Here is a 13150-nt window from a genome sequence, read left to right as displayed (position 1 = left end):
TCCTTAAACGTGCGTGTGTTCCATGAGGGTGGTGCCGCCCAGCCGAAGGTGTGCGGCACCACGGTGGTTCGCGGGCCGGTTACCTGGCGGTGTCGAGTGCGGCGAGTGCCTGGGCCCAGCGGGCGTACTTCAACTCGGCCAGATCCGCTATGGTCTCGACCCCGAACGCCTCCTGCAGCAGTTCGCCGTCGCGGTCGGAGACCCCTTTCAGTGCCGCCACCGGGGCGGCCAGGATGTCGGGCAGGGGCTTGTCCGCCCATGCCTTGTCCAGCACCTTGTCCAGGTCGATCGAAGCCATGTGTGTCGTCTCCAAAGGCGCGGGCCCGGCTCACGCGGGCCTTCTACAAGCGAGTAGAAGCATAGGGCGGTCGGAACGGAGGAGGGGCCCGGTCCGGGCGGACGCGTCGGGAAAGGCTGAAAACGGGTTCTTGCGCCGGCAGGTGTCGCCGGTCCGGTCCTGGGCGCCTTCGGCATGGAGCCACAGGCGACGCGGGCGCCGGTGCAGCAGGCGCGGGCGTCCGGCGAGCAGGCGTCGCAGGAGCTGCGGCTCGTCGTTCCAGGGGTACCCGTCACCACGTGGCCGCCGACGAGGGCGGGGCGGGAGTTCTCGGCCTGCCCGGCCTCGAACCGATCCTCGACGCCTCCCGGCCGGGAGGACCCGGAGCATCCCCGCTGATGGCGTGATCTTGCTGATCGAGAGGCTGACGTACAGGTGAGCGCGTATTTCCACACCCGCACTCGCACCCCGGCGTAGTGGTGCCGGGAGCTGGACCGCGCCCTTCCCGTGCCGCTCAGGACACTGGGGCTGTGAGGTTTTTTGCTCCTCCTTTACAGTTGGTGTAGAGGCAGGCGATCCTGTTTCCACCCACTGTCTGCATATGTGTTTCGAGAAGGAGCGACGTTCCCCCGATGGGTGAGCCTCCCAGTACCAGCCGTGCCGTTCCCCGCCGGACTCATGCGATCGAGGGAGCGGGGGTGGCACGGTGACCGAGGTCCTGCTGCTCCTGCTGGCCCTCCTCCTCACACTGGCCTGCGCGGTGTTCGTCGCGGCCGAGTTCTCCCTGACCACCGTCGAGCGCGCCGACCTGGAGCGTGCCGCCGAGGCCGGTGAGCGCGGCGCGGACGGTGCGCTGAAGGCCGTACGGCGTCTCACGCTGCAACTCTCCGGCGCCCAACTGGGCATCACCGTCACCTCGCTGGTGATCGGCATGCTCGCCGAGCCGTCCCTCGCCGCGCTGCTGCGCGGCCCGCTGCGGGCGATCGGCCTGGGCGGTGCCGCCCTGGCGGTGGCGACCGTGCTGGGCGTGGTCGTCTCCACCGTCGTGCTGATGGTGGTCGGTGAGCTGGTGCCGAAGAACTGGGCGATTTCGCGTCCGGTGGCGGTCGCCAAGGTGGTCGCCGGTCCGCAGCGCGCGTTCACTGCCGCGTTCGGCCCGTTCATCGGGCACCTGAACGGCACCGCGAACCGTTTCGTGCGCCGCTTCGGGCTGGAGCCCGCCGAGGAGCTGGCCTCCGCGCGCACCGCCGAGGAGCTGGGCGCGCTGGCCCGTCACTCGGCTGCGGAGGGTGCTCTGGAAGCGGACTCGGCGGAGTTGTTCGTACGGACCCTTCATCTGAGCGAGCTGACCGCCGAGAACGTGATGACCCCGCGGGTCGACGTCAAGGCCCTGGAAATGCACGCCACTGCCGCAGACGCGGCCAACCTCTCCCACGCGACCGGCCTGTCCCGCTTCCCCGTCTACCGCGACAGCCTGGACGAGGTGGTGGGCACCGTCCACATCCGGGACGTGCTCGCCCTGGAGCCGGAGAAGCGGGCCGCCACGCCGGTCACGGAGCTGACCACGGAGCCCCTGCTGGTCCCCGACAGCCTCACCGCCGACCGGCTGCTGGAGCGGATGCGCGCGCACCGCACCATGGCCGTGGTCATCGACGAGTACGGCGGTACGGCGGGCGTGGCGACCGTGGAGGACATCGTCGAGGAGGTCGTCGGCGAGGTCCGCGACGAGCACGACCCCTTCGAGACACCCGACCTGATCCCCGCCCCGGCCACGCGGGACGGGCGCGCGGCGTGGGAGGCGGACGGCAGTGTCCGCCTCGACCAGCTCACGGACATCGGACTCACCGCGCCGGAAGGACCGTACGAGACCGTGGCCGGGCTGGTCGCCACCCGTCTCGCCCGCATCCCCGGCAAGGGGGACGTCGTGGACCTCGACGGCTGGCGGCTCGAGGTGCTGGAGGTCGAGCACCACCGCGCCGACCGGGTACGCATCACCGAACCGGCCGTCGCGATGACCGTCCGGCTCGTGGAGGAGGTCCGATGACCGCGCTGCAACTGGTCATCGGCGCCCTGACGCTGCTGACCAACGCGTTCTTCGTCGGCGCCGAGTTCGCCCTGGTCTCGGTTCGCCGCAGCCAGATCGAACCGCGCGCCCAGGCGGGCGACAAGCGCGCCCGGATGACGCTGTGGGCACTGGAACACCTCTCGGCGATGATGGCCACCGCTCAGCTCGGCATCACCGTCTCCTCGCTGGTGCTGGGCGCGGTCGCCGAGCCCGCCATCGCGCACCTGATGGAGCCCGGCTTCGAGGCGGTGCACCTCCCGCACGGTCTGGTGCACCCGGTCGCGTTCGTCATCGCGCTCACCCTCGCCACGTATCTGCACATGCTGGTCGGCGAGATGGTGCCGAAGAACATCGCGCTGGCCGCGCCCGTGCCCAGCGCGCTGCTGCTGGGCCCGCCGCTGGTGGCGCTCACCCGGGCTCTGCGGCCGTTCGTGTTCGGGATCAACGCCTTCGCCAACGTCCTGCTGAAGCTGCTGCGCGTGGATCCGAAGGACGAGGTCGAGTCGGTCTTCACCGACGACCAGCTCGCCCGGATGGTCATCGACTCCAGCGAGGCCGGCCTGCTCGGTCCCGCCGACGGCGAGCGGCTGCGCGACGCGCTGGAGCTGGGCACCCGCCCGGTGGGCGAGATCGCGGTCCCGGCGCAGCGGATGCGCACCGTCGACCACACGATCACCCCCGCCCGGCTGGAGCGGACGGCCTCCGAGGCGGGCTTCTCCCGCTTCCCGGTCACCGGCCCGGACGGCACAGTCCTGGGCTACCTGCACATCAAGGACACCCTCGGCCTGACCGACCGCGACCGGCCCTTCCCGCCCACCGCGCTGCACAAGGTCACTCGGGTCCGCATCGACACCCCGCTGGACGACACCCTCACCGCCCTGCGCGCCGAGGGCAGCCATCTGGCCGCCGTCGTGGGGGAGAGCGGCACGGTCATCGGCTTCGTGACCATGGAGGACGTATTGTCCGAACTGGTCGGACCGGCGGCTCCGGCCACCGCGTGACCGCCGGGCCGCCCCGTGCGCGCCCCCGCGCGGGGCGGCCCGGTTTGTGTGGCCCAACCGGCGTGGTGAAGCGGTGGCACAGAGATGTTTTCCAGGGTGCTGACGCGCGCTGCTCCACCACGCCCTGGAGTTCTCCGAACGGAAAACCTTCACTGACATCGTCCCCGGGCTGCCGCTTCGCTCGTCCACCGGATAGGCCGTACTCCGACTCCCCCGACCCGCCGGCGCAGGCGTCCCCCCGCCAGGGCAGAGGCGACGGCACGCATGGAGCGCGGCATCCAGCGGCTCTGCGTGCCGGTCACCATGTAAGCGAAGGCGGGTGCCCCGCCGACCGGCACACCGCGTCATTCCGAAGAAACGCGAAACTCGAATTCGGGACGGTCCCACGGCACGGCGGGCGGGTTCGCGAGCACGGTCCCGATCCGCACCGCACCGGCGCGGTGGTAGAAGCCCTCGGCGGGAAGGTGCGACACGACCTTGACACGGTCGAGCCCGGCGGCACGGGCCTCGGACTGCATGTGCGCGACGAGCAGCCGTCCGATACCCCGTCCTTGCGCTTCGTCGGCGACGAACAGCAGGTCGAGCTCCGGTGGAGCGAGGACGAGCGAGTAGAACCCGAGGACCCGGCCTCCATGCTCGTCGGCGCCGACGGCCACAAAGGCGCGGTGGGCCTCGATGTAATCAGGCCCGACCCGGTAGCCCGCGACTGCGGCTGCGTACTTACCCGTGTAGGCGCCTGAGCCACGCACGAGCCGCGTGAGCCGTTTGGCATCCCGCGCGACGGCCCTCCGTATCGTGATCGGCTGGCTGATCGGGGAAGTGCGTGAACCCATCGGGAGAGTATTTCGCACCGGGGCGTGCCGCCGTGCGGCGGGCCGGCTGCTCGGGCAGGATTCCTGCACCGCTCCCGGGAACCGCCTGCCCAGGCCCCGAGCGTCCAAGTCGCTGCCGCCGCATCGGCCGACCGTTGACAGCGACTGGGACGCCCGAACCGCTGCGGAGGAGCCGGAGAACGGGGTGGTCTACCGGTGCTCCCCCTGAGCCTGCCGCAGCGGGGGTTTGCCTGTGCGGGACGACTTCAGGCTGGCCTCGTGAGCCGCATCAGGAAACACTGCTCTTTGTGTCAGCAAACGGACGTGTCCTGGTTGGTCGCACCAAATCCCCGGGGCGTGTGTTGCGCATCGGCCGTATAACGCGTGCCAGGGTGCGGCTCTTCTGGAGGGACCTGATGAGTCGGGCGGACACGTGTCCTCCTTGAGGAGGAATCGCACCCTCGCCCGCTTGTCGTTCGACGGCGGAAGCGATAGCACCGGTCAGTGCTCAGCGGGCTCCCACCACACCAGATTGGCGGCCGCCTGGGCCACCGGCTCGATGATCTCCCAACCCTCGGCGATCAGCCCCTCGTCGATCCGCCAGATATCGACGACCGCGATCTCCGGCCCGGCATCGGGGAGCCGTCGCCGCGAGTGCATCACTACGTGATCGCCGTCGGCCAGCAGGTGGTGGACCTCGACCCGCATACCGGCGAGCGGGGTGAGTGCCGCCTGTACGGCGGCGAGCCATTCCGCTCTGGTCGAGGAAGTCGAGTCCGGCCTGTGATGGACGAAGTCATCGCTCAGCAACGGTTCGAGCGCGTCGACGCCGCCCGTCTCGATCAGTTCCGCCAGTGCCCGTTGAACGATGCTCCTGTTGTCTGTGGTCATGGACGCAGTGTTTCCGCGGTCGCAACGGTTGTCGATGAAGTCGGATTTCATGGCGTGCGGCTCCACGATGAGTACTCTCGATGACCGTGCATACGGTCGGGGAGCTCTTGCGGCAGTGGCGGCATCGCCGACGGCTCAGCCAACTCGATCTTGCGATCGCGGCCAGCGTCTCGGCTCGTCACGTCAGCCTGGTCGAGACGGGCAAGTCCAATCCGAGCGCCGACATGGTGCTGCGGCTCGCGGACCAGCTCGATGTGCCGTTGCGTGATCGCAACCGGCTGTTGCTCGCGGCCGGCTTCGCACCCCGGTACGCCGAGCGGCCACTCGATGACGGTGCGCTGTCGGCGGCCCGGGACGCGGTCGAGAGGGTGCTGCGCGCGCATGAGCCGTACCCGGCGGTGGCCTTCGATCGCCGGTGGAACATCGTGATGACCAACCGCGCGGTCGAGCCGTTCTTCGCGGACGTCGATCCCGACCTGCTACAGCCGCCGATCAACCTGGTGCGGCTGGGGCTGGACCCGCGTGGGTTCGCCCCTCTGGTCGTCAACCTGGCCGACGTGCGTGTGGTGTTCCGCTCCCGAATCAGGCGTCAGCTCGCCGTTGCTCCCGACGCTGAGCTCACCGCGCTCTACGAGGAACTGCTGGAGCCCGACTCCGAGGACGTGCCGAGCCGACCGGTCGAATCCGATGTCCTGATCCCGATGATCCTTCGCTTCAACGGACGAGAGCTGCGGCTGTTCTCGACCATCACCACGTTCGGTACCCCGATGGACATCACGCTGGACGAGGTCGCGATCGAGTCCTACTACCCGGCGGACGCGGAGAGCGCCGCCTACTTCGAGGAGTCCAACGGTGACGTTCGAGCAGCCGCCTGCCCCTGATCGGCGAGGATCGGGTGGCCACTGCCCCGGTCGGATCCGCAAGGCTGCCCCGTCCTCGCTCTCGGCCTCAGCCGCGCCCCTGTCGTCGAACGTACTGGCAGGGACCGGTCCTTCCAGGAAGGGTGTGGATCGCTTCGAGGGACGGTCCTGATAGGGGCCGGGCGTGTATTCGCCCCCGGCCAGGGGCCAGATAGACCCGTTCGTGCTCGCGGGCGAGGTGGAAGCGCCAGTAGCTCTCGAAATCGCCGCTGCTCATGACGGCACGGAGCTTGAGGACGGCCTCGGCTCCGGCGAGCCCCAACGAGCCCCGGAAATATCCGGCCGGTCGGCGATCAGATGGCGGCACGCACCCTCGATCACTCCGGTCGCGATCGGCCGGCCTGCCTCCCTCGACGGAACCGTCCTGCACAAGGCCACCGGAACCGACCAGGGCCTGGTCGTAGCGCAGGAACTCGCTCTTGCCGCGTAGACGTCGGGGCGACGGCTGTGAACGTCCAGCGGGCCGGCCATCAATCCCTCAGGTGCGGCAGACAGGTGTATCGCCTGCCCGAGGCCGGAGAAAGGCCCCGCTCAAGCAGCCTGTTCTTCCGTTTCCGGCCCGCTGCCTTCCCTTGGCTCTCTGTCGAGGGTCCGTTCACCCGCACCACCTCGCGCTCTGGATCACCTTCGCGCCAAAACGAGCGGCCGAGCGGAGCCCTTCGTCCACTCAGCCAGCACACTCATGGCCAGGGCGAGTGGGGACCCCGTCGCGTTTCGGCCCCGCTTCCCGTAGCGCGTTAGTTCGAGGTTCTCCTGATCATGCATCACCGCGACCTCTCTTCACCCCTGACCCACAGGTGATGCACTGTGCGCACACAAGCGCGAAGACTCGTCACGGCCTTTCTGGTCCTGGCTCTGCTGACCACAGCGGGTGTCGCCCCCTCCTGGGCGTCGCCCGGGAACCGGCCCCGCTCCACGGCCACCGCGGCCGTCACACAGGCGCAGGCCCGGACAGCCGCCGACCTGCCCAAGCCCCCCAAGGCCATGACACTGGCCGAGCGGCGCCAGCAGGTCGACGAGGACCGGCACGAACGGTCGCCGATGCGCGACTACATGGACGCGCCGGAGCGGAGGCCCAAGGGCGGGCCCCACAGCCGGCCGGACAAGAACCGCGTCGAACGCGGCCCCGCCGCCGAGTCGGGAGTAGCTTTGCAGCCCCTCACGGCGGCGGCCGAGAACCCGACCTGGGTGTCGTCCTGGGCCACCGCGTATCCCGGGATGCTGTCGATCGGCGGGCAGGTGAAGCTGCCCAAGCGGGGAGATTCGTATACCGGGATGTGGCTGTACGTCCTGGACGAGAGCGGCTACCCCGTCGTCCAGCAGGAGATCAAGAAGTCCACGGACGACCCCAGCGGCGACACCCCGGACACCGGGGCCTGGTGCTACGACTGGTGGTCGAGCAACTCCTACCCCACCGACCAGTGTTTCTGGTGGGCCGGCAGCGCCCTGGGCGGAATCCTCGAGGACGGCAAGGAGTACTACGCCTGGGTCTTCCTCAACAGCGCCGACGGGACGTCGAGTCCGGGCGGGACCACCTCACCGCTGGTGGAGGCGTTCTACACCCCGGTGATCCCCGGTGCGCAGGCGGGCATCTGCACCTGCTACGCACAGGCGCACCGCGCCGACCCGGTCAACACGGCCACCGGCATGTTCTTCGAACAGCTCACCGACGCCTCCTTGGTGAGCCCCGGCGTGCCTCTGACCCTGGAGCGCACCTACCGCTCCGACTCGAGTGCCGTCGGCCTGTTGGGGCGCGGCTGGGCCACCCCGTTCGACGCGAAGCTGACACTCACGACGGGGAAGGTGACCCACCGGACGGACGACGGGGCGTCGTTCGTCTTCACACAGAACAGTGACGGCACATACACCGCCCCGGCCGGGTCGGCGGCCAAACTGGTCAAGGGCGCGAGTACCTACACGATCACCACGCCGGACCACACCAGGCGGACCTTCGACAGCAGCGGCCGACTCACATCCGTGGTCGGCAGAGCCGGCAAGGGGCTGAGCCTGACGTACGCGTCCGGCACGCTCGCCTCCGTCAAGGACGCCGCCGGCCGCACCACCACGTTCACACCCGGCGCCGACGGACTGCTGTCCGAGGTGGGCCTGCCGGACGGCGCTTCGGTCTCGTACGGCTATACCGGCGGTCTGCTGACCTCGGTGACCGACCCGGCCGGCCGGACGTCGTCGTACGCCTACGACGCGAACAAGCGGCTGTCCTCCTACACCGACCCGGCGGGCGGCAAGGTCACCAACGTCTACGACACCGCGGGCCGCATCAAGTCCCAGACCGACCAGAACGACAAGACCACCACGTTCGCCTGGGACGGCAAGAGCGAGTCGCACACCACAGCACCGGACGGCGGCGTGTGGACCGACGTGTACGCCGGCAACGTCCTGATGGAGACGATCGACCCGTACGGCAAGAGCATCACCTACGACTACGACCGTCACCTGCGCCCCGTCGCCATCACCGACCAGCGCGGCAACACCACGGAGATGACGTACGACGGCGCCGGGCGGATGCTCACCCGCAGCGCCCCGTCGGTCCTCGGTCACTCGGAGAGCTGGACCTACGACGACGCGGGCAACATCACCAGTCACACCGACGGCCGCAAGAACAAGACGACGTACACCTACGACACGTCGAACCAGCTGACGTCCACCACGGACCCGCTGGGCGGCAAGACCGCCTACACGTACACCGCGCTCGGTTCGCTGGAGACCGTGACGACGCCGCGCGGCAAGGTCACCACCTACGGCTACGACACGGCCGGCAACCGGACGTCGGTCACCACGCCGCTGGGTGAGAAGACGACGTTCACCTACGACAAGGCCGGCCGGATCCTGACGAAGACGGACCCACGCGGCAACGTCTCCGGCGCCGACCCGGCCGACCACACCACGACGTACGCCTACGACGGCCGCGGGCTGCTCGACTCGGCCACCGATCCGCTGGGCCGCACCACGACCTACGAGTACAACGGCGCCGAGCAACTGACGTCGGCCAAGAACCCGGCGGGCGACACCACCACGTTCGCCTACGACGACGCCGGGCACCTGACCCGGACCACCGACCCGTCCGGCAACTCCGTCACCCGCGCCTACGACGCGAGCGGACGCCTGGCCTCCGAGACCGACGCCACCGGCGGCAGGACCACCTACACCTACGACAAGGTGGGCCGCCTGCTGAGCAGCGTCTCGCCGCGCGGCAACGTCTCCGGCGCCGACCCGGCCGCCCACACCACGAGTTACGCCTACGACGCGGCCGGCAACACCATCGAGGTCACCGGCCCGACCGGCGCGTCCACCACCACGACCTACGACGCGATCAACCGGCCCCTCGTGGTCACCGACCCGCTGGGCCACACCACCGGCTACACCTACGACGCCAACGACAACGTCACCAGGGTCACCGACGCCGCAGGCGAGACGGTCGCCTCGATCTACGACAAGAACAACCGGCTGACCAGCAGCACCAATCAGCTGGGCAAGACCACCTCCTACGCCTACGACGCCGACGGCAACCTGCTCAGCCGCACCTCCCCGCTCGGCCACAAGGAGAGCTGGACCTACGACGCCGACGGCCGCCGGGCCACCTCGGTGGACCCGCGCGGCAACACCACCGGCGCCGACCCGGCCCCGTACACGACCACGTACGGCTACGACCCGGCAGGCAACCCGACCACGGTCACGGACCCGCTGGGCGGTGTGACCACCACCGCCTACGACGCGGTGAACAACGTCGTCAAGCAGACGGACGCCGACAAGCGCGCCACCGCCTACGGCTACGACAAGCTGGACCGGCTGACCGAGGTCACCGCTCCGGGCGGCGCGGTCACCACGTACGGCTATGACAAGTCCGGCAACCTCACCGAGCGCACCGACGCCAACGGGCACGTCACCACGTACGGCTACGACGCGGCCCGCCGCCTCACCTCGGTCACCGACCCGCTGAAGCGGGAGACCACCTACGCGTTCGACGCCGCCGGCAACCTCACCGAGAAGACCACGCCCCGCGGATCCACCGGCTACACCTACGACCCGCGCGGCCTGCTCACCAAGGTCGACTACTCCGACGCCACCCCCGACGCGACGTTCGGCTACGACGACGCCGGACAGCTGACCGCCCGCGCCAACTCCAGGATCTCCGAGGACTTCGTCCACGACGCGGTCGGCAACCTCACCAGGACCCGCGGCTTCGCCTACACCTACGACGCCGCCGGGCAGATGCTCACCCGCAAGTACTCCGACGGCAACACGATCACCTACACCTACGACGACGACGGCCGCACCGCCACCATGCTGGCCGACGGCAAGACCACCGCGTACACCTGGGACCCGGCCGGCAACCTCACCAAGTCCGCGCTGCCCAACACCGAGTCCGAGGACCGCGCCTACGACCGGGCCGGCCGCCTCACCGCCGTCACCTCCGCCAAGGCCGGCACCACGGTCACCAAGACCGCCCTCACCCTCTCCCCCGCGGGCCTGCCCACCCACGTCGACGTCACCCGCGCGAGTGTCGGCACCGGCGGCTACGACCTGACCTACGACACCGCCGGCCGCCTCACCTCCGGCTGCTTCCCGCAGCCCTGGGTCACCGGCTGCGCCGCGAGCCGCACCACGTCCTACACCTACGACAAGGTCGGCAACCGCCTGACCTCCACCCTCGGCACCACCTCCACCGACTACGCCTACGACGCGGCCGATCAGCTCACCTCCACCACCACCGGCACCACGACCACCGCCTACGGCTACGACGCCGAAGGCAACCGGACCAAGAAGGGCGCCGACACCTACACCTACGACCTGGCCGGACAGATCTCCGCCGCCACCGTCGGCGGCAGCAGTTACACCTACGACCACGACGCCGGCGGCAACCAGGTCGTCGCCGCCAAGGACGGCACGGTCACCAGCCGTACCCAGTGGGATCCCAACGCTCCCCTGCCGATCCTGGCCACCGAATACGACAGTGCCTGGACCGTCAAGCAGTCCTACCGCTACGACCCCCTCGGCCAGCCCACCGCCACCGAGACCGGTGCCGGGACGCTCTTCTACTACCACCACGACACCCAGGGCTCACCGGTCGACGTCACCGGCAGCACCGGCACCCTCCACCAGCGCTGGGCCTACGACCCGTTCGGCACCCGCGTCCTGAACACCACCACCGGCGGCGCGCCCGCGAGCACCCCGTCGTACACCGGCGCCCGCTACGAGACCACCACCGGCAACCTCGACCTCCACGCCCGCCAGTACGACACCGTCACCGGCCGCTTCACCCGGCCCGACCCGGCCACCCGCGCCCGGACGACCCCGTACATCTCCCCCTACGCCTACGCCGACAACGTCCCCACCCTCCTGACCGACCCCAGCGGCCTGACCCCCGACGACCCGAACGACGACCGCGTCGACAGCCTCGGTGAGGCGGCGGGCATCTTCGGGGACGCGTTCGTCGACGTCCTCAAGTCGCCCTTCGTCCTCGCCGGGGACCTGCACGACGCGTTCACCGGCGAGAACGGCGGCGCCGGCGCCTTCGTCGACAAGTACCTCCCCGTCCGCCCCGCCTACCGCCTCTACCGCGCCGAGTACATGCTCCGCCAGCAGGGCTGCGACGCCCTCGCCGACCTGTACGCCGAAGCCGCCGAGGAACTGACCCAACAGATCGCCCTCGTGGGGATCGGCGGCCTCACAGGGTGGCGGCGGGCGGCCGTGGCACCCGAGGTGCGCGGACACGACATCCCCACGCACGGCAAGGGTGTCGGCCCGGCCGCCGAGCGACTCCCCGGTGGACGCCCTGACGGCCAAGCCGTCATCGCAGGTCACGGCTGGTACGTCCGTGGCACCGGCGACATGCAGATGCCGAGCGGCACCTGGGGCTACTTCTACGTGGAGGACGGCATAGGTCTTCGCCAGTCCGTCGGGCTCGCAGTCGAACAGGGAAAGAAAATCAAGCCCACAGAGATCGTCGGTCCCGGTAAGACGCTTCCCGACTACACCGTGGCTCCGGGCCACGACCTCAGGATGATGAACGGCTCGATCACGGTGAGCAAGGACACGCTGCTCAGTGAGATCCTCAAACCCAACATGGGCCCGGTACACCTGGCGATCTGCCGGAAGCACTGCGACCCCCGTCGTTGAGGAGCGACGCATGACCTACTACCCCGACCTGACCCGTTACTCCTACGACGAGTCGGACCAGGAGATGCTCAACGTCGGCTGGCTGGCGCCGGAGCACGACTACCGCACAGGAGTCGTGGATGAGCGCGTGGTGGACGCGTTGAAGGTCCTCAGCGCCGCCTACGACAACCAGATGCGCGGCGTCCACCACTGTGAGTTCTGCGACATCGACCGCCCCGTCGTCCTCGGCGGCCCCGCCAGGGACACCGAGGTGTGGCTCGGATCGGCGGAGATCCGGGTGCGGGGAGCCGACGGCACGCTCTACGCGGCGCCGAACCTGGTGATCCACTACATGACGGCGCACCATTACTGCCCACCCGAGAAGTTCTGCCGCGCGGCAGCACGGACGGCGGGGATCGAAACGGCTGGAGAACTGACCCTGGCCGACTGATCCGCGTCGGATCGTGGCCTCCGGCACCTGCGGAAAGGCCACGATCCGACGGCGGGCCCTGTGCAGCCTTCCGGGCACGGCGGCAGTACTACGGACCGGGCCCAGGACGCCGGGGCGATCGCGACCACGCGATCCGCGGCTGCAAGACGCGCGTCGTCGTCGCGTCCTGGCCTCCGTACTCGGAAGAGGAGAACCCGAGCGGATGGCGTCCCGCCGTGTGATGCAGGGGATCTTCGCGGTTGAGCGCACGGGTCCTGCTCCCGCGAGTGCGCCGTCTGCCGGTGACCGCTCCCTGCCCAACCGGCAGGCCACCGTGCAACTGTCCGGGGTGAACGGGCAGTTCGATCCCAGGGGATGCACGGTGGCCTTGTCCCGGCATGACCCGCTCCGTCTGCGGCCAGAACGGTCCCGGCTGTGTCCGCGCCACCAGGTCGAGCATCTCGGGCACGTCGTCCGCGGTGAGCTCGACCACTCCGGTGCCGGGCCGGACAGGAGGGTGTTCGAGCCGGCCCGCACCGCGCCAGAGCATCTGACGGCCCTCGAGTCGGAAGACCGGTTCCCAGCCGGACGGCGGAGTGGCCGGGCAGCTGAACATGCCGGCGAGTTCGCCCGGAGC

The 13150-nt window shown here is 69.7% G+C and carries 8 protein-coding genes and 1 pseudogene; 5 read left to right on the top strand and 4 right to left on the bottom strand.

Annotated features, from left to right (window positions below; translation table 11 throughout):
• Nucleotides 1–79: 79 nt before the first annotated feature.
• Nucleotides 80–298 carry a hypothetical protein gene (locus AMK33_RS03410; RefSeq protein ID WP_073931158.1) on the bottom strand — a complete coding sequence of 73 codons (219 nt, stop codon included), beginning with the start codon at nt 296–298 and terminating at the stop codon, nt 80–82.
• A gap of 685 nt (nt 299–983) precedes the next feature.
• Between AMK33_RS03410 and AMK33_RS03405 the strand changes: the two genes are divergently transcribed.
• Both AMK33_RS03405 and AMK33_RS03400 read left to right on the top strand, forming a co-directional pair.
• Complete coding sequence (locus tag AMK33_RS03405) at nt 984–2321, top strand: hemolysin family protein (protein ID WP_073931157.1); 1338 nt, start codon at nt 984–986, stop codon at nt 2319–2321.
• Entirely contained in the window at nt 2318–3343 is a 1026-nt protein-coding gene (locus AMK33_RS03400) for a hemolysin family protein (RefSeq protein WP_073931156.1), read from the top strand. The genes AMK33_RS03405 and AMK33_RS03400 overlap by 4 nt, the downstream gene beginning before the upstream one ends.
• Before the next feature lie 344 nt (nt 3344–3687).
• Here the strand turns inward: AMK33_RS03400 and AMK33_RS03395 are convergent, their stop codons facing one another.
• Both AMK33_RS03395 and AMK33_RS03390 read right to left on the bottom strand, forming a co-directional pair.
• Entirely contained in the window at nt 3688–4176 is a 489-nt protein-coding gene (locus tag AMK33_RS03395; protein ID WP_073931155.1) for a GNAT family N-acetyltransferase, read from the bottom strand.
• Between the two features lie 480 nt (nt 4177–4656).
• Nucleotides 4657–5046, bottom strand: a complete 390-nt coding sequence (locus tag AMK33_RS03390; protein ID WP_073931504.1) for a nuclear transport factor 2 family protein — start codon at nt 5044–5046, stop codon at nt 4657–4659.
• A gap of 80 nt (nt 5047–5126) precedes the next feature.
• Here AMK33_RS03390 and AMK33_RS03385 point away from each other — a divergent pair, with 80 nt between their 5' ends.
• A complete protein-coding gene (locus AMK33_RS03385) occupies nt 5127–5927 on the top strand; it encodes a helix-turn-helix domain-containing protein (RefSeq protein ID WP_201262950.1) in 801 nt (266 codons plus the stop codon).
• Nucleotides 5928–5994: 67 nt separating this feature from the next.
• On the opposite strand, the pseudogene AMK33_RS43610 reads toward AMK33_RS03385, so the two are convergent.
• Nucleotides 5995–6314, bottom strand: a pseudogene (locus AMK33_RS43610) (hypothetical protein); the annotation flags it as partial.
• A 636-nt stretch (nt 6315–6950) separates the two neighbouring features.
• On the opposite strand from AMK33_RS43610, the gene AMK33_RS44660 reads away from it, so the two are divergent.
• Both AMK33_RS44660 and AMK33_RS03375 read left to right on the top strand, forming a co-directional pair.
• A complete protein-coding gene (locus AMK33_RS44660) occupies nt 6951–12104 on the top strand; it encodes a DUF6531 domain-containing protein (protein ID WP_268817356.1) in 5154 nt (1717 codons plus the stop codon).
• A gap of 10 nt (nt 12105–12114) precedes the next feature.
• On the top strand, nt 12115–12534 hold the full coding sequence (locus AMK33_RS03375; RefSeq protein ID WP_073931154.1) for a DUF7919 family protein: 420 nt from the start codon (nt 12115–12117) through the stop codon (nt 12532–12534).
• The last annotated feature ends 616 nt before the right edge of the window (nt 12535–13150 follow it).

Source organism: Streptomyces sp. CB02400 (assembly GCF_001905725.1).
Taxonomy (GTDB): domain Bacteria; phylum Actinomycetota; class Actinomycetes; order Streptomycetales; family Streptomycetaceae; genus Streptomyces; species Streptomyces atrovirens.
This window is presented reverse-complemented; position numbering and strand designations above follow the sequence as displayed.